The organism is Anatilimnocola aquadivae, assembly GCF_049819085.1.
Lineage (GTDB): Bacteria > Planctomycetota > Planctomycetia > Pirellulales > Pirellulaceae > Anatilimnocola.
This window is the reverse complement of the sequence record NZ_CP187419.1, coordinates 7,825,332-7,842,565: the sequence shown is the minus strand read 5'-3', so window position 1 is coordinate 7,842,565 and position 17,234 is coordinate 7,825,332. Positions and strand designations below refer to the sequence as shown.

The 17,234-nt window shown below is 59.8% G+C and carries 12 protein-coding genes; 7 read left to right on the top strand and 5 right to left on the bottom strand.

Going from position 1 to position 17,234, the window contains the following annotated elements:
- The first annotated feature begins 178 nt into the window (after positions 1–178).
- Positions 179–1,750, top strand: a complete 1,572-nt coding sequence (gene dacB, locus NA78x_RS31000; protein ID WP_425616259.1) for a D-alanyl-D-alanine carboxypeptidase/D-alanyl-D-alanine endopeptidase — start codon at positions 179–181, stop codon at positions 1,748–1,750.
- 28 nt (positions 1,751–1,778) lie between these two features.
- Positions 1,779–2,684 carry a tetratricopeptide repeat protein gene (locus NA78x_RS30995; protein WP_425616258.1) on the top strand — a complete coding sequence of 302 codons (906 nt, stop codon included), beginning with the start codon at positions 1,779–1,781 and terminating at the stop codon, positions 2,682–2,684.
- 133 nt (positions 2,685–2,817) lie between these two features.
- On the opposite strand, the gene NA78x_RS30990 is transcribed toward NA78x_RS30995, so the two are convergent.
- Complete coding sequence (locus NA78x_RS30990) at positions 2,818–3,099, bottom strand: hypothetical protein (protein ID WP_425616257.1); 282 nt, start codon at positions 3,097–3,099, stop codon at positions 2,818–2,820.
- Between the two features lie 538 nt (positions 3,100–3,637).
- Here NA78x_RS30990 and NA78x_RS30985 point away from each other — a divergent pair.
- The 3 genes from NA78x_RS30985 to NA78x_RS30975 are packed head-to-tail and all read left to right on the top strand — an operon-like array spanning position 3,638 to position 6,830.
- On the top strand, positions 3,638–4,186 hold the full coding sequence (locus NA78x_RS30985; RefSeq protein ID WP_425616256.1) for a hypothetical protein: 549 nt from the start codon (positions 3,638–3,640) through the stop codon (positions 4,184–4,186).
- Between the two features lie 27 nt (positions 4,187–4,213).
- Complete coding sequence (locus NA78x_RS30980; protein WP_425616255.1) at positions 4,214–5,377, top strand: GNAT family N-acetyltransferase; 1,164 nt, start codon at positions 4,214–4,216, stop codon at positions 5,375–5,377.
- Positions 5,352–6,830, top strand: a complete 1,479-nt coding sequence (locus tag NA78x_RS30975) for a terminase large subunit domain-containing protein (protein ID WP_425616254.1) — start codon at positions 5,352–5,354, stop codon at positions 6,828–6,830. Before NA78x_RS30980 ends, NA78x_RS30975 begins: the two co-directional genes overlap by 26 nt.
- A gap of 686 nt (positions 6,831–7,516) precedes the next feature.
- Here the strand turns inward: NA78x_RS30975 and NA78x_RS30970 are convergent.
- The 4 genes from NA78x_RS30970 to NA78x_RS30955 all read right to left on the bottom strand — a co-directional run bounded on the left by NA78x_RS30970 (position 7,517) and on the right by NA78x_RS30955 (position 14,130).
- On the bottom strand, positions 7,517–8,809 hold the full coding sequence (locus NA78x_RS30970) for a PQQ-binding-like beta-propeller repeat protein (RefSeq protein ID WP_425616253.1): 1,293 nt from the start codon (positions 8,807–8,809) through the stop codon (positions 7,517–7,519).
- A gap of 72 nt (positions 8,810–8,881) precedes the next feature.
- Positions 8,882–9,499 (bottom strand): hypothetical protein, encoded by a 618-nt coding sequence (locus tag NA78x_RS30965; protein ID WP_425616252.1) that lies wholly within the window; start codon positions 9,497–9,499, stop codon positions 8,882–8,884.
- A 138-nt stretch (positions 9,500–9,637) separates the two neighbouring features.
- The gene (locus tag NA78x_RS30960) at positions 9,638–10,288 is read right to left on the bottom strand and encodes a response regulator transcription factor (RefSeq protein WP_425616251.1); all 651 of its coding nucleotides are present in this window, start codon (positions 10,286–10,288) and stop codon (positions 9,638–9,640) included.
- Positions 10,285–14,130 carry a PAS domain-containing sensor histidine kinase gene (locus tag NA78x_RS30955; protein WP_425616250.1) on the bottom strand — a complete coding sequence of 1,282 codons (3,846 nt, stop codon included), beginning with the start codon at positions 14,128–14,130 and terminating at the stop codon, positions 10,285–10,287. Before NA78x_RS30955 ends, NA78x_RS30960 begins: the two co-directional genes overlap by 4 nt.
- A 354-nt stretch (positions 14,131–14,484) precedes the next feature.
- Here NA78x_RS30955 and NA78x_RS30950 point away from each other — a divergent pair, with 354 nt between their 5' ends.
- On the top strand, positions 14,485–16,776 hold the full coding sequence (locus NA78x_RS30950; RefSeq protein WP_425616249.1) for a chemotaxis protein CheW: 2,292 nt from the start codon (positions 14,485–14,487) through the stop codon (positions 16,774–16,776).
- Positions 16,773–17,216 (top strand): chemotaxis protein CheW, encoded by a 444-nt coding sequence (locus tag NA78x_RS30945; RefSeq protein ID WP_425616248.1) that lies wholly within the window; start codon positions 16,773–16,775, stop codon positions 17,214–17,216. The genes NA78x_RS30950 and NA78x_RS30945 overlap by 4 nt, the downstream gene beginning before the upstream one ends.
- Positions 17,217–17,234: the final 18 nt, after the last annotated feature.

Here is a 17,234-nt window from a genome sequence, read left to right as displayed (position 1 = left end):
ATTTAAAACATATTCACCACATGTGTGCAAATGTCCTTGCGGCCCAACGGTTTGCGCAGGCCAAGATTTTTCGCCACTCGCCCCATCGGGCGGCGGAACTTAGAATGAGCAGCAGCCAGAATTGGGCGGGCTACTGGTGTTTCGCCTTCGCACTTCCCCACAAAACGATCGACCGCCTATGCACTCCCCACTCCTTCGCTGCTGTTCGCTTTGCAGTTTGTTGATTGGCTGGCTGGGCCTGGTGGCGGCTGCTTCTTTGCCGGCGGCCGAACCGCTGCCGAAGCAAATCGCCGAGGTGCTGGACGATGCTGCCTACCGCAGTGCTCACTGGGGGCTGTTGTTTGTCGATCTGAAGACCGGCGAAACGGTTTACGAACACAATCGGCACAAGCTCTTCGCGCCCGCTTCCGTAACGAAGGTTTTCTCCACCTCCGCGGCGCTCGATGCCCTCGGTGCCGACTACCGCTTTCGTACGCCCATCTTTGCTCGCGGAGAAATCGACGCAGGCAAGCTGAAGGGAGATCTCATTCTGCGAGCCAGTGGCGACCCGACCATGGGGGGCCGCACGACGGACAAAGGCGAAATTGCCTTCAGCGATTCCGATCACACCTATGCCAACTGGAGTGGCGACGCCGGCATCACGCCGCAAGATCCGCTCACCGGTTTGAATGAACTCGCTCGCCAGGTGCGCGCGGCAGGCATCACCCACGTCAGCGGCGATGTCTTCGTCGACGATCGCCTGTTCGAAAGTGCTGAAGGCTCGGGCAGCGGGCCCAAGCAGGTTTCGCCGATCATCATCAACGACAATGTCATCGATTTGGTGCTCAAGCCCGGCGAAGTGGGCAAACCGGCCGAGCTGACCTGGCGACCTCATTGCAGCGTGGTGCGTGTCGAAGCTCGCGTCGAAACGATCGCGGCCGGGGGTAAGTCGGAAATCTTCGTGAGTGAGCAAGCTGACGGGCTCATCACTGTCACCGGCAAGATTCCCGCCGATAAGTCTCCACTCGTGAAGATTCACGAAGTGACCGATGCCGCAGGTTGGGCCAGGTCGCTGCTGATCGAGGCGCTCGAACGAGCGGGAGTCACTGTCGAGGGCAAGCCATCGCTCAAGCATCCGGCCGCGTCATTGCCCACCCCCAGCGGCTACAGCGAGCACAAACAAGTGGCCGAGTTGGTTTCGCTCCCCTTCGCCGAGAACGCCAAGCTGATTTTGAAGGTCAGCCATAACCTGCACGCCAGCGAATTGCCGTTGTTACTGGCCGCGAGCAAAGGAAAGCGCACGTTGGCCGATGGCATGAAGTTGCAGCGCGAGTTTCTGGCACGCACGGGGCTCGATGTCGACACCCTCTCGTTTGGCGGCGGTGCTGGCGGCGCACGAGCCGACTACGTCACCCCTCACGCCACGGTGCAATTGCTGCAATACTTGTCGACCCGCGCGGACTTCCCCGCTTTCGAACGGGCCCTGCCGATCATGGGGGTCGACGGGACGCTGGCGAAGACCGTCAAGCCCGACAGCCTGGTGAAGAGTAAGGTCAACGCCAAAACGGGTACACTGGTGTGGGACAATGTGCTCAACGATCGCGGGCTGATCACCGCGAAGGCGCTGGCCGGCTATCTGACCACCGCGAGTGGCCAGCGATTGGCCTTCGCCGCGTTCGTGAACGGCGTGCATTCCCGCGACGGTGTCGACTCGAAGCGAGTGGGCAGCGATCTCGGCCGCCTATGCGAAATTGTCCACAAGGCCCGCTAACCGAACTTTTCCCAACGAACCCTTCGCAATGAGTGCGCCCGATACCACCTGCCGGCTTTACACTACCGCCATGCTGGGCGAACTGGCCGGCGTCGATACCTGGCGCGTGCGCAACTGGCATCGGCGCGGTTGGCTGCGTGCCAGCGAGCAACAGCATCGCGTTTCGTATTTCGAATTCGCCGAAGTGGCCGTGGCGCGGCAATTGGCTCAGTTGCATCGCGCGGGCGCTTCGCCCAAGCAGATTCAAGAACAACTGGCGGAACTGGAACGCGCGGCGCCGAATGTTTCGCGACCCATTGCCGAACTGGGCGTGGTGCTCGACGGACGACAGATTCTGCTCCGCCGCGACGCAGGCCTCGTCGAACCGAGCGGACAGAAGCGGTTTGAATTCGACGCAGAGGCTGCCGCCGAACAAGCGTCCAGCACCATCCTCTCGCCGGCGCAGTTTCTGGCCGCTGGAAGCGCCAACAGCACGCCGGCCTCAACGCTGTTGAACTGGTCGCTGGAACTCGATGAACAGGGGGACCTGCCCGGCGCGATGGAGATGCTGCGAGCAGCGCTCGCCGCGAATGGACCGTCGGCGGAATGGTCCTTTCAATTGGCAGAAATGCTCTATCGCCACGGCGATCTTGCTGGCGCGCGAGAGCGGTACTACATGGCCATCGAACTCGACGAGGACTTTGTCGAGGCTCGCGCGAATCTAGGCTGTGTATTGGCCGAGTTGCAGCAAGGAGAGTTGGCGATTGCCGCGCTCGAAGGAGCGATTGTGCATCATCCCAGCTATGCCGACGCGCACTATCACCTGGCGAGGTTGCTCGATGAAGCGGGCGAAGCCTCGCAGGCTGAGACCCATTGGCAGCGATTTGTGGAACTCGCGCCCGATAGCCCCTGGGCTGAAGAAGCCTGGCAGCGGCTCGAAGCGGCCCGCACGTAGATAGCGGCAGCTCGCGTGTGCATGTCCCGCACGAGTCGGGACATGACACACGTCGTTCAGAGAGCGAAAACTTGCCTGAATCTCGTGGGCCCGTTGTTGCTTGCCCGGGGAGAGATTTGCTGCGCGAGAGAGCTTAGAGAGCTTCTCGCGAGGACTTGGCTTCACGCACGGCGCGCGAGGCGTTGTCGAGGAAATTTTCAATCTGGTTCAGGCCGCGAATCAACATCGCGTGGCCATCGACGACGATCGAATCGATCTTCGCGTCGTCCAGCGAGCGAGCGAGGGCCGACATGCGGGTCGCTTGTTCGCGGATCCGCTCGAGCACGCCGGTCATCCGGGCGCTGGTGTAGGGCTCCTTGCGTGGTACGCGGTCGTCCATCACATCGGGCTTCTTAGCTGCTTTCTTCTTTCCCACCTGAAAACCTCCTACAAGTGACTACAGCAGATTCGCTGCGAATAGTGAATGATTCACATCTAATTTATGCAGGGCTTTCCTTAGGCCGTCAAGCCTGTCTCATCAAAAGATCGTCAAAAACTATTGACAACAACTGAACAGATGTATAGTATCTGCGGCTGGCCAATCGCCGTGTCGTGCGCAGTTGCAATTAATCTATTCAGGAGTTCGTTGTGTCTATTCCCCTGCTACCCCTCGATTCTGAGCGAATTATCGCACTTTTCCAGCAAGGGCACTCGCGCCGCTGGCTGGCGCAGCGGTTCGGAGTCTCCCCGTCGGCCATCAGTCGCTGCCTGCGCCGGGCCGAGAAAAAATCTTCCCAGCCGGCCGCAAAAATAGTCGGGAATTCTGATCCGCCCCCGGGTTTCGATCCCGAAAACCTGCGTCGCTGCCCCTGTTGCGGGTCTCTCGTCTATCTCTGGCCCTGTCTGGCCTGCCAGTTAAGCGACACGGAACAACCGGCAAATCCATCACCCGTTGAATGTTAGGAGCCATCCCCATGTTGATTCGAGATCGTATTCAAGCCTTCCGCCGCATCCCCGCGAGCCAGTTGCTGCCCAACCCGCGCAACTGGCGGACCCATCCGCCGGCCCAGCAACGGGCCCTGCGGTCGTTGCTGAACGAAGTGGGTTACGCCGGTGCCTTACTGGCGCGTGAACTGCCCAATGGCTCGCTGCAATTGATCGACGGCCATCTGCGGGCCGAGACAACGCCCGATCAGCTGGTGCCGGTGTTGGTGCTCGACGTGAACGAGGACGAGGCCAACAAGCTGCTCGCCTTCTACGATCCACTCGGCGGCCTCGCTGGCCGGGATGAAGAGCAGGTAGCAGCGCTCGCCGCGCTCGTGGAAACAAGCAGCGGCGAACTGCAGAACTTGCTCGACCAGTTGCAGGGCGAGATCTCGACCGCAAATCACAGGCTGGCCGACGACCGCGAACTGGAACCCAGTTATCAGCTGGTGGTGCAGTGCGCGGGCGAATCCGAGCAGCGGGCTCTGTTCGAGCGCTTCACGGCCGACGGTCTCCGCTGCCGCGTGTTGACGATGTGATCTCAAAGTTCATTTCAAGGAGAAGTCATGTCGCCCGTATGTCAGGTTACGGTCCACACGCCCGTCCACGATAGTTTTCGCGTTCGCCAGGTCATCGGCATGTTCGACCTGCCGGTGCGTGCAAGCTGGTCGGAGACCTTTGCCGCCGAAGTGCCCAGCCTGGACGAGCCTTGGTCGATCGGCTGTATCATCGGTCCTTCGGGAAGTGGCAAGAGTACGCTCGCCCGGGCCGCCTTTGGCGATGCGGTCTATCAGGCGCAACCTTGGCCGGCGAATCTCGCGGTGATCGACAGCCTGGGCAACGCGCCCATCCAACAGATCACCCAAACGCTCACAGCGGTGGGGCTCGGCAGTCCACCTGCCTGGCTCAAGCCTTTTTCCGTCCTCAGCAATGGCGAGAAGTTCCGCTGCGAACTAGCGCGAGCGTTACTGCAGACAGCGGCAGCAGACCACGCCAACAGCCTGGTCGTCTTCGACGAATTCACTTCGCTGGTCGATCGCACCGTGGCAAAGGTGGCCAGCGCGGCGATTGCCAAGGCGATTCGCAGCCAGCGATTGAAATGCCGCTTCGTGGCCGTGAGCTGTCATGCCGACATTGCCCCGTGGCTGGAGCCCGATTGGATGCTCGATCTGGGCGCGGTGTCCGCCAGCGGAAATGCAAGCGGGCCGGTACTCTCACGGGGGTGTCTTCGGCGACCGCGACTGCAGTTGCAAGTTATCCGCTGCCCGCAACGACTTTGGAGCCTCTTTGCTCGACATCATTATCTGAGTGGCGGGCTCTCGAAGGCGGCTACTTGCTATGCCGCCTGGCTCGATGGCCGGCCGATCGCCTTTTGCGCGCTCTTGGCCATTCTCGGTCAACGAACACACAAGCGAATCAGCCGGATCGTCACCTTGCCCGACTATCAGGGGCTGGGCATCGGCCTGCGCCTGGCCGAGCGCGTGGCTGACGATGCCCGCTCGAAAGGCTTTCGCGTGAGTATCACCGCGAGTCATCCGGCAGTGATCGGCGCTTGCCGCCGTTCGACCAACTGGCACCTCGTCTCGTACAAGCCGCTGGGAAATCGCAGCCGGCAACATTACGCGGCCCGCGATATTCCCAGTTCGGCCGGTCGCGGTGTGGCCACGTTCGAATACTTCCGTCCGTTTCAAGAACAGGTGCAACATGAAGCGAGTTCGAGTTCGCAGTAAGTCTGGCAATCCGCGCGGTGATGTCCCGGCCAACTCACCAGCAGCCAACGAGGCCGCGCCCCGCGCTTACATCGTGCATCAGCCTTGGCCGAAGCAGCGGGCATTTTTGGAATTGAATTGTCTGGAGGCGCTATATGGCGGCGCGGCCGGTGGCGGTAAGAGCGAAGCGCTGCTGATGGCGGCGCTCGAATACGTACACGTGCCCAGTTATGCCGCACTCATCTTGCGGCGCGATACCCAGCGGTTGAGTCTGGCCGGTGGGCTTATTCCTCGCTCGCACGAATGGCTGGCGGGCACTGCCGCCAAGTGGCAGGGTGCCCACAAGCGCTGGTCGTTTCCCACTAGCGGTGCGCCGGCCACGCTGACGTTCGGTTACTTGCGCGATCGCCACGACAAGTATCGTTATGGCAGCAGCGAGTTTCAGTACATCGCCTTCGACGAGCTGACGGAATTTCCCGAAGACGACTACTTGTTTCTGTTCAGCCGTTTGCGGCGGAGCAAGGGAGTCGACGCTCCGCTGCGAATGCGATCGGCCAGTAATCCGGGCAACATCGGTCACCTGTGGGTTCGCTCGCGATTCATTAGTCCCGCTGCGCTGCAGGCCGCGACCCGGCAAGAAGCAGAACCCAACGTCTATTGGAATGCCGGGAGCGCGTACGTGCCGGCGCGAATCGTCGACAATCCGGCGCTCCGCGAGCAGGAGTATCGGCAGAGCTTGTTGCACTTGCCGCCGCTGGCCCGCGAGCGGCTAATGAATGGCGATTGGACCATTCAGGAACAAGGTCTGCTGCGGGCCGAATGGCTGCGGTACTTTCAGGCAACGGGCGAATCGCTTAGCCTGCTCTCGCCGCAGGGAACCATAGTCGGCACGGTCTCAGCTCGAGATTGCCGGCGGTTCGTCACCATCGACCCGGCAGGTACGAGTGCCGATCGCGCCCGCGAGCGGCAAGGTCGTGCGGCCAGTTGGACGGTGATCCAAGTTTGGGATCAACCTCGGGGCGGATTTGCGCCGGTCCTCTTGCTGCGCTATCAAGTTCGTGAGCGCGTGGGCTTCGATGGCTTGTGCCGGCTGCTGCGCGAGGTGCATCGCGCGTGGAAACCACACGAGCTGTGGATCGAAAACGAGAAGCTGGGGCAGGCCGCCGTCGACGTGCTGCGAAAAGAGATGCCGCTCCGGTGCATCGCCACCCAATCGCGCGACAAGGTAGCGCGGGCGGCGCTCCTCATCGACAAGTTGGAGCGGGGCGAGATCTTTCTGCCCCAGCACGATGTGAGCTGGCGGCCGCAACTCGAAGCCGAATGGCTCGCCTGGACGGGCGACCCGCTCGAACCGGCCGACCAGATCGACGCCGCTGCTTATGCGGCCCAGCTGAGCTCGCGACATGCGCCAGCCCCATTGCAGCTGAGCACGCTGGTGTTGCCGCCCGTGGGAATGGGCTGGGGGAGAGGGTGAAAGGGGAAGGGGTGGGAGGCGAGAGGCGGGAGACGAGGGGCGGGGGGCGGGGGTTAAGCTGGGCAAAGATAACAATTGGTTATCAAGTGGTTATCAGCAAAACGACAAAATATGATGAATGCGTTTCGTAAGGAATTGCAGGAGTGGTGTTTACGACGAGCGGTTATCGCGAAAAACGTGGCGAAAAGGTTATCAAAAGTGGTTATCGGTTAACCGGAGGCGTGCGAGAGGAAAGCGAGTGGGGAGTACAGAACTGATTTCTGTCGTGGGTCGTGCCGGCGACTTGGTGGTGAACGTCCGAACGTCCAAATGAATGAATTAGCGGCGACTAAGCTTCCGTGCGGCGAAGAGCACTCTCCTCGCTGACGCTTCGGGTTGACTGGGAGAGGAGTGAAGCTGGGTCAAGATAACGATTGGTTATCAAATGGTTATCAGCAAAACGACAAAATCTGCTGATAATGTTTCGCAATGCATTGCAGGGTTGAGAGTTATGGAGAACGGTTATCGCGAAAAAAGTGGCAAAAAGGTTATCAAAAGTGGTTGTCAAAATGGTCGGCGGTGAGGAGTTCAGGCCCCTCACCCCGGCCCTCTCCCCGGAGTACCGAGGCGAGGGAGGAAAGGCAAAGAGAGTAAGCCTCCGACGTCTGACCTCCGACTCCCGACCTCCCGACTCCCGATCTCCGGCCTCAGCGCTTGCCAATTGAGTAGAGGAACTTTTTGCCGCGAATGTAAATGCGGCCGTTGCTGATGGCGGGGGAGGCGATCGTTTCGTCGGCCAGTTGGTTTTCGACAAGTTTGTCGAAGCGAGGCTGGGCCGAGACGACTGTGCAGAGACCTTCGGTGTTGAGAAAGAGGACGCGGCCGTCGACGGCAACCGGTGAGGCTTTGTATTTGCCCTTGAGTCGCTCCTTCCAGCGCAGGTTGCCTGAGGGGGCGTGAATGCAGCGGGCGATGCCGTCGTCGCTGATGGCAAACAGGAGTTCATTCCAGATGACAGGTGAGCAAGTATCGGGGGTGCCCTCCTTGTAGTCCCACTCGATGCTCTTGAAGTCGTTTTCGCCGGCCTTGCGAGGCTGGACGGCGATCATCGGTCCGCGCATGCCGCGGGTGGTGAAGATGTAGTCGCCCGCGACGGTCGGGCCGGTGACGGTTCGGCCGCCGACGAGGCCGGGGAGAAACCATAACTGTTTGCCAGTGGCTGGGTCGTAGCCATCGAGCTGATTGCCACCCATCACGATCAGCTGAAGTTGCTTTTGATAGGTAGTAAGGAGGGGCGTAGTGTAGGAATCGCTTTGTTCGGAATCGGCGCGGGTCATACGCGGCGTTTTCCACCGCTGCTTGCCGGTGAGCAAGTCATGAGCAACCAGGTAACTTTGTACCGGCTGTTCTTGCAGGTCGGCGAGCGAGTCTTGCATGCAAACCGAGATCACCAAGTCTTTGAAGATCACCGGGCTGTTGGCATGCCCCCACCAGATCGTGTAGCCGCCGAACTCTTGCTGCAGGTTCCGCTTCCATAGCTGCTTGCCATCGAAGTCGTAAGCGGCGAGGTCGCCATTGCCAAAGTGAGCGACCACCGTGTGGCCATCGGTGACGGGAGAAGGACTGGCAAGGTTATGCAGCTGATGAAACTTTTGTGTCTGGCGTTTGGGTGCTTCGCGCACCGCTTCGCCGGTGCCGACGTCTTGCTGCCAGACGATCTTGCCGTCCTGCTTGTTGAGCTTGAGGAGGAGGAGCTTGTCTTCGTCGGTGTGCGTGGTGAGGAAGATCGACTCGCCCCAGACGGCGGGCGTGCTGGTGCCCCATTCGGGCAAAGGCGTCTTCCAATAGAGGCCGCGATCTTCGTGCCAGACAATCGCCAGGTCGCGTTCGTTCGAGACGCCCGTGCCTGCTGGTCCGCGCCATTGCGGCCAATTCTCGGCGCGGGCCAGGTTCGTCCAGGTGCAACAAAGAGCAGCGAGCAGGAGAGAGCGAACGACCATGACAAGCGACTTCCGCAGCGGAGGTTGGTTGGGCGAGCAGGCAACTCGATTGTAACAAGCGAGCGCGGCAACTCAATTCGTAGCCTGCTCGCGACGCGTGGGAACGAACATCCAGATGACCGCCGCCACAGCGAGCAGCAGGCCGATCCAGGCGAGCAATACGACCAGGTTCTGCGCGCACCAAATGGTGGATCGCTCCAGCGGATGGTCGAGCAAGTGGGCCAACGTATCGCCAGTCCGCTTGCCGCCGGTGTGTTGATTCAGTTCGTTCACGGCCAGTTGTCGCAACTTGGTGTCGTCCACGGCAGGCACGTCAGTCGAGAGCGATGGGCCAGGATCGAAGCGAATCGCCGTGAGTTTGTAGTTCCAAGTCGACTTGCCAACAAAGAAGCCAAGCCCACGCAGAAAGGGTCCCCAAGGATGGTAGCGAGTGACACTCCACTGCTGCGTGGTGGTCGGCGCGACCGTCCAAAGCGGACTCACGCTGGCTCGCTGCTTGTGCGGCACGGCCCGATGTTCGCCATCGGGGTCGATGGTGAAGAGCAGGGGCGGCTCGAAGATCTGCGAGACCTTGGGCGGGTTGTTGGCCGGCTGCGGTGGAGGCAGGTTGGCCGCGACGACGATAACGACGGTCGCCAGAAGGGGCAAAGCCCACGCAGGCAAGCCGAGAAACCGGCGGGAGATTTTCATAAGGAGGTTGCTGACCTTTCGCCACGGATTGGTGGGCGACAGTATCCGCTGCTGAAAAGCGAGGGTCAACTCGGGCGGATACTAGCGCTGTGGCGATGGCTGGCCAGCGACCAGCCTCGATTGCTGCGACTCCAAGGCCTAGCCGGGGCGGCGCTCCGCCCGGCGACGTCCGCGGAGATGGACGGCGACCAAGTGACCGAGTTGTGTGGGCGAGTCGATGCGCAGCTTTTGCGAGATCTTGGAGCGATGCACATCGACGGTCTTGGTGCTGATGCCCAGGCGAATCGCAATTTCCTTGGTCACGAGACCTTCGACCATCCACTCGAACACTTCCTTCTCGCGCGGCGACAGGAGTTCGAAGCGGCGGCGAGCTTGTTCTTCTTCGAGCGACTCTTGATGGATCGACTTCAGCAGGTCGACCGCGCTTTGCACCGACTGAATCAACTTTTGCCGTGTGCAAGGCTTCTCGATAAAGTCGACCGCGCCGAGTTGCATCGCCTCGACGGCCGACGAAACATCGCCATGCCCGGTGAGCATAACGAACGTGCAGTTCGCGCGCCGGTCAACCAATTCGTGGCACAGCTTGAGGCCAGTCATACCGGGCAGCAGCAAGTCGACAACCAGGCAGCTGGGCGCTACGAAGTCGAAGGTTTGCAGAAACTCTTGCGAATCGGCATGCAGGCTGACGTTGTAGCCGACCGAGCGCAGGGTCCAGTCGACAGAGCTGCGCACGTCGTTGTCGTCGTCGATCACATGGACATTCACGCGTGGTTCGGGCAGGATACTCACGATGCTTGTCTCCTTAGTGAGGGAAGTAAGATATGAAAGGAAGTTCCGCCGGTAGGTTCGGACTGGCAAGTGATCTCGCCACCGTGGGTACGAATGATGGTCTGACAGATCTTCAAGCCCATGCCGAGTCCCGTTGGTTTGGTGGTATAGAACGGTTCAAAAATCCGGTCGCGCTGATCGGGTTGCATGCCGCAGCCAAAGTCGCGGATGGTCACAACAATCTGCTCGGGAGTGCGAAACGAGCCCGTCACTTCGATGCGGCGACTGGCGTGATCGAGGTGCTCTTCGGCTTCCATCGCGTTCTTGATGAGATTCAAAAAGACCTGCTGCAGATGAATCGAGTCGGCAAAGACCGGCAGCGGCTCCGCACTAAACTGTACCAGACAGCGCGTCTCCGACTTACGCAGCTCATGGTTCAAAAGGGCGATCGAAGCGCGGACGACTTCGGCCAGGTTCACACTGCTACGCTTGATTTCGCGGTTCGTGGCGAACATTCGCAGGCGACGAATGATCTCTCCACAGCGGTTGGCGAGGTTCGCAATTTCTTCGAGCTTCGCACTTTGCTCCTCGATAGAAAGGCTTCCCGCGGTCAAAGCGTTCTGGCAACCGTCGGCATACAGGCTGATTGCGGCGAGCGGCTGATTCAACTCGTGGGCAATCCCTGCAGCCATCTCGCCCATCGTCGAAACTCGGCCGGCATGAGCAATCTGGTTGCGCAGGGCAGTCATCTCTTGTTCGGCGGTTTTGATATCAGTGATGTCCTGCACGGTTCCAAATACTCGGTGGGGAGCGCGTCGTTCCTTGGCTTCGACCTGACCAAGCAAGCGCAGAATCCGCTCTTGGCCGTCGCGACGTTGGATTCGATGTTCGATGGCGAATCTCTCCTCGCGGTGCCAACCCTGCTTGATCGCCTCGGCAACCAGATCGCGGTCATCGGGATGAACGGCCTTGATAAAGTCTTGATGGAAGAAGGGAGCGAACGACTTCGGCTCGTGGCCGAAGATGCGGTAGACCTCGTCGCTCCACTGAATTGCATCGGTTCTGATATCCCAGCTCCAGTCGCCGACGTGGGCGATGCGCTGCGCTTCGGCAAGCCGTTCTTCGCTCTCGCGCTGGGCGCGTTCCGCACGGACGCGATCGGTAATCAGCTCCGAGAAGAACATCAGCCCACCCACGCTGCCGTCGGGTTGCAGCCAGGGTTGAAGCTCCCAGCGCATAAGATCGGAAGTGCCGTCGGACCGCTGCAGTTCGTCGACATCGCAGTGCTCGGAGGCACCGCCCAGGCTCCGCTTGTGAATGGCTTGCCAGCGGGCGGCGTTCTCTGGAAAGATTTCGCCATGGGGACGCCCGATGACGATCGTTTGCGCGTCGACGTGCATATCGCGCAACCAACGCCGGCTGTGCGCGAGATAGCACAAGTTGCGATCGAGCATCGCGACGCTGACGGGGGCATTCTCGATGAAGGTGCGCAGCATCTGCTCGTTGTCGCGAATTGCCGACTCGATGAGCTTGCGATTGGTGATGTCGAGGCTGACGGTCAAATACTTGCGCAGGCCGCCGATCTGGATCGTGCGCGTCGAGAGCAGAATGCTCACTTGCTCACCCGTTTTCGTGGGCCCGGTGAACTCGATGTTGTCCAAGCGCCCCGTCGCGGCCAGTACTTCGCGGGCAGGTGCCAAGGTATCGTTATCGGGAGTAAGCACGCCCAGTTCGTTCGGAGTTTTGCCGATCATCTCGGCCGCAGTGAATCCCGAGATCAGTTCGTGCGCGGGGTTCACATCGGTATAGCGACCAAGGTCATCGGTGAGCACGATCGAAGTCGGCGCGGCTTCGAACAAGAGTCGAAACCGCTCTTCGCTTTCGCGCAATGCCAACTCGGCCTGCTTCTGGCGAGTCGTATCGATCACCACCGCGCCCACGCCCAGCATGGCGTCGTTTTCGCCAATGATGGGAAAGTGCGAGTAGATCCCGCTGTGAATGGCTGGCATGTGCGGCAGCGCGCCGGAGATCTCGCGGTTGATTTCGGGTTGCCGGCCATCCATCACGCGACAGGCGCTGGCCTCCAGATCGCCGGCAAGTTCTGCAGGCAGGCACTCGCTGGGCCGCTTGCCATGGAACCATTCGGGGCACTGACCAAACAGTTCCGCCATGGTGCGATTGACTCGCACAAAGCGGCCGTCGGCATCATAGATGGCCATCGCGGCCGACGACATCTCAAAAAAGCTGGTCAGCAGCGCGCGACTCTCGCGCAGGGCATCGTCGGCCGCGCGCACGTCGGTGATATCGCGCGTCACGCCGATCAGTCCCAGCAGTTCGCCGGTCTCGCCAATCAAGGGAGACTTCGAGGTGATCAGCACTCGTTTGACACCGTGGATCGTGCGTGTCTTCTCGAACGTGTAGTGCTCGCGATTCTGCATCAACTGCGCATCGAGCTGTGCAATGTCTTTGGCAATCTCGGGACTAAAAACGTCGGCGTCGGCTTTGCCAACTACTTCCTCGACGCTCTTGCCGATCATGCGGGCGCCGGCCGAATTCATCATCAGGTAGCGCCCCTGTTGATCCTTCACATATACGGCGTCTTGTGTACCTTCGACGACACGGCGCAGCAGCGACTCGCTCTCCTTCAACTGTCGTTCGACTTTCTTACGAGGGGAGATATCGACAATGCTGCCACGAAACAGGATTCGATTTGGATCGGGGTCGGGCAGGCGCATGATGCGAACTTCGCAAGGAATCAGCCTGTTGTCGGCACTGCGATGCATCCATTCGAAGACAGGCTTCAAGCCGGCTGCCGCTTGTGCCAACTTTCTAGCCGCGACCACGGCCGATGGCTGACCATCGGGTTGCAGATCGGGACTCAGTTCCAGCGGTCCCCGTTCGAGCAATTGCGATCGCGAGAAGCCGAACAGCCGGCTGGCTTCGGCATTGCAATCGACGTAGTGTCCCGTGGCCTGATCGAGCACGAGGATGGCTTCCGGCGCCGATTCGATCAAGGCTCGGTACTTACATTCACTGGCGTATATGGCAAGCTCGCTTTGGCGATGTTCGGTGTCGTCGCGACAGATGCCTTCGAGGGCGATGATCTGCCCCCGTTCGTCAAAGATCCCGACGTTCGACTGCGTGATCCATCGTGTCTTGCCGTCCGGGTCAATAATGCAGTACTCGAAGTGCGGCTCGATTCTCCCGTGGCAGATATCATCCCAGGTGCGTTTGAGGAACGCTTGAAAATCGGTGTGAATGACTCTGCCGATGATGAATGGCTCGGCCAACAGTTCGTCAGCCGAGTAGCCAATCACTTTCGCGGCCGATGGGCTGACGTATTCGTAGCGACCCTCGGGAACCGACATCCGAAACACCATGTCCGAAGCGCGCTCGATCAGCGAGCGATACATAGCCTCGCGAGCGCTGGCGGGCTGCAGCGACTCTCCTCTGGTGGTGCAAGTGTTGGCGCTGCATTCCTGCGAGCGGACGAGGATTGGACGAAGCTCGCAGATCGCCAAGATGCGCTGCGAATCAGCCGGATCAACTCCGCCGCGCATGCGCAGGCTTTTCGCTTCTTCGCCGCCCTTGATGGTGACCGACAGCTCAAAAGGAGATCGCTCGCGGGCCGTGCACTTCAGAGCCTGGTTCAGCCGCTCTTGGTCGGTCGGACACAAAAGCTTGCGAAGACTGGGAGCGGAGTGCTCGCAAGCGGAACCAAGCAGAGCCTGCAACGATGGGTGCCAGATTTCGCTGGAGTCAGCGATCGACCATTCCCACACGCCACCTTGGACAGCGAGAAGTGCTCGGTCTGCGATCGATTGCGCGAGGTGGTCGAGCTCAACGTTGCCATCCTTGCGCATCCAGACTGACCTTCTACCTTTCTAAGCGTGTCGTTCCTTCGACCTAACGTCATGCAAATCATAGGAGGTCGGCAAGTGCGAAAATTCCTGCTGTCAGCGTACTGCTAGCGAACTTTTCGCTCTGTGTGAACACTTTGCACGTTCTAGGGATTGGTCGACCATCACAACCTTGATTGTGAATGTCGGTCCTTCTCGTGATCGGTATTCTCCCCCCGATTTCTGCGGCACTGACACAAGGAAACTACCTAGTGGCTCACGGGAATACGCTGCTTGGCTTTGTCGAATTGTGAGGCATCTACTCTTAGGCAAGATGTGCGGGCCAGCGATGCATCGTTCAAGATCGAGGATTCAGCAATGGAAGAGTCACAGGGAATCATCAACGACTTCCTCGTGGAGAGCCACGAAAGTCTAGATCAACTCGATCGCGACCTGGTGGCTCTCGAACAGAACCCCGACTCCTGCGAACTGCTAGGCAGCATCTTTCGCACGATTCATACCATCAAAGGAACCTGCGGATTTCTGGGCTTCGGCAAGCTCGAGAAAGTCTCGCACGTAGGCGAAAACCTGCTCAGCAAGTTGCGCGATGGCGAAATGAGCCTGCGCCCCGATATTACCACGGGTCTGCTATCACTGGTCGATGCGGTAAGGCGCATGCTCGATAGTATCGAAGGCGTAGGGAACGAAGGAGAAGAAGAGTTCTCCGATGTGATCTCGCTGCTCAGCCGGCTGCAAGAAGGCGAAGTTCCCGCAGCGGCCGCTCCGATCAACAAACCTGCCTCGACGACTGTTCAGGCGCCAGCTGCTCCAAGCCGCAAGGTCGAACTGGACACTCCGTCGCCAGATCCCGTCTCCGAGCCTGTCGCTACGAAGCCGTTGGAGAATGACCGCACCGCAACAAAGGCCAGTGGCAATGATGCCCGGTCGTCGAACCTTTCGGACAGCACCATTCGGGTGGATGTCGCCCTGCTCGATAAGCTGATGACGCGCGTCGGCGAACTGGTGCTCGCTCGCAACCAGATTCTGCAGTACACGGGCAACATCGAAGACAGTGGGTTGCACAGCACTTCGCAACGGCTGAACTTGATCACCACCGAGTTGCAAGAAGGGGTCATGAAGACCCGCATGCAACCGATCGGCAATGTTTGGGCCAAGTTTCCGCGTCTCGTCCGCGATCTCGCGGGAATCTGTGGCAAGCAGGTTCGCATCGAGATGGAAGGGAAAGAGACCGAACTCGATAAGACGATTATCGAAGCGATTAAAGACCCGCTCACCCACTTGGTGCGCAACACGGTCGATCACGGCATCGAACGAGCCGAAGTGCGCGTTGCTAACCACAAGCCCGCCGAAGGTTGCCTGCTGCTACGGGCCTTTCATGAAGGCGGCCAGGTCAACATCGAGATTATCGACGACGGCGCCGGCCTTAACCTAGATCGAATCAAGCAGAAGGCCATCGAACGTGGCCTCGTCACGGCCGAACATGCGGCCCGCATGGCGGACCGAGATATTGCCCAGCTGATCTTCCTCCCTGGCTTCTCGACGGCCGAGAAGATTTCGAACGTCTCCGGACGCGGCGTCGGCATGGATGTGGTGAAAACCAACATCGAAAAAATTGGTGGCACCGTCGATCTGCAAACGCAAGCGGGACGCGGCACCACCATCAAGATCAAGATTCCGCTGACGCTCGCAATCATTCCGGCTTTGATCGTCACGGCCGACGACGATCGTTATGCGATTCCGCAAGTGAACTTGCTGGAACTCGTTCGGCTGGAAGGCGATCAAACACGCAGCGAAATCGAGTGGATCCAAGGTGCGCCCGTCTATCGCCTGCGAGGCCGCTTGCTGCCGCTCGTCTACTTGCGACGCGAGCTGCAGATCGGAGATGTCACCGCCGAGCAATCGGCCGATCTCGAAGTGACGAACATCGTGGTGCTTCGCGCCGACGATCGTCAGTTCGGGCTGGTCGTCGATCGCATCAATGACACGGAAGAAATCGTCGTCAAACCACTCAGCAAGCAACTCAAGGCCGTTTCCGTTTACTCTGGCACCACGATTATGGGCGACGGCAAAGTCGCCTTGATTTTGGATGTGCTCGGGCTCGCTCACTCGGCCCACGTCATTTCGGAGTCGCACGATCGCAGCCGTTCCGACAGCCACTCGCGTGGTCAAGATCACACGCAGGCGTGTCAAACGCTGCTGGTACTTGGCATTGGCCCCGCTCAGCGTTTTGCCTTGCCGATTTCGCTGGTCGCCCGGCTCGAGAAGATCGAACCGCACTTGATCGAACATGCCGACCATCAAGAGGTGGTGCAGTATCGCGGCGAGATCTTGCCGCTGATTCGCCTCGGCACGGTGCTCGGCGTGGATTCGATTGCTCAGGCCGACGATCTGCCGCTGCAAGTGATTGTCTACAAGGAGAACGGACGCAGCGTGGGCCTGGTTGTCGATCGCATTGTCGACATCGTCGAAACCACGCTGGAAAACACTCGCCGTTCCCGCCGCACCGGCCTGCTCGGCACGGCCGTCATTCAAGATCACGTTACCGATTTGCTCGACCTGCCGGCCATCATTCGCCAGGTCGATCCGCACTTTTTGCAGGACGGCGTTCTGCCTAACAGTGCCACCCTTGCGAGCGGAGCTGCCCAATGAATGCCTCACGCCAACTATGCACCTTCTTCCTCGATAACCACTTCTTCGGTGTGGACGTGCAAACGGTCCAAGAAGTGATTCGCTATCAGGAAATGACCCGAGTTCCGCTTGCGCCCAAGTCGGTGAGCGGACTGATTAACCTGCGAGGTCAGATCGTCACCGCGATCGACCTGCGACGAAGACTAGGCCTGGAGGAACGAGCCTCCGATCGCTTGCCCATGAATGTTGTTGTCCGCAGCGACGAGGGAGCTGTCAGCCTTCTTGTCGATCAAATCGGCGACGTTCAAGAGGTGGATGCCGAGAGCTTCGAACGGCCGCCAGAAACCTTGCGGGGCGAAGCCCGCAACATGATCAGCGGCGCCTACAAAATGAAGGATCGGCTGCTCCTCTTGCTCGAGACTTCCCGTGTCTTGGATCTGCCCCTGGACGTGAGACTCTAAGCCTCACCCCGCCACCAA

Coding starts and splice junctions, on each gene's coding strand:
- NA78x_RS30955 (WP_425616250.1), bottom strand. CDS start 14,130: ATGCGCAAGGATGGCAACGTTGAGCTCGACCACCTCGCGCAATCGATC.
- NA78x_RS30950 (WP_425616249.1), top strand. CDS start 14,485: ATGGAAGAGTCACAGGGAATCATCAACGACTTCCTCGTGGAGAGCCAC.
- NA78x_RS30975 (WP_425616254.1), top strand. CDS start 5,352: ATGAAGCGAGTTCGAGTTCGCAGTAAGTCTGGCAATCCGCGCGGTGAT.
- NA78x_RS30985 (WP_425616256.1), top strand. CDS start 3,638: ATGTTGATTCGAGATCGTATTCAAGCCTTCCGCCGCATCCCCGCGAGC.
- NA78x_RS30980 (WP_425616255.1), top strand. CDS start 4,214: ATGTCGCCCGTATGTCAGGTTACGGTCCACACGCCCGTCCACGATAGT.
- NA78x_RS30970 (WP_425616253.1), bottom strand. CDS start 8,809: ATGGTCGTTCGCTCTCTCCTGCTCGCTGCTCTTTGTTGCACCTGGACG.
- NA78x_RS30945 (WP_425616248.1), top strand. CDS start 16,773: ATGAATGCCTCACGCCAACTATGCACCTTCTTCCTCGATAACCACTTC.
- dacB (WP_425616259.1), top strand. CDS start 179: ATGCACTCCCCACTCCTTCGCTGCTGTTCGCTTTGCAGTTTGTTGATT.
- NA78x_RS30965 (WP_425616252.1), bottom strand. CDS start 9,499: ATGAAAATCTCCCGCCGGTTTCTCGGCTTGCCTGCGTGGGCTTTGCCC.
- NA78x_RS30995 (WP_425616258.1), top strand. CDS start 1,779: ATGAGTGCGCCCGATACCACCTGCCGGCTTTACACTACCGCCATGCTG.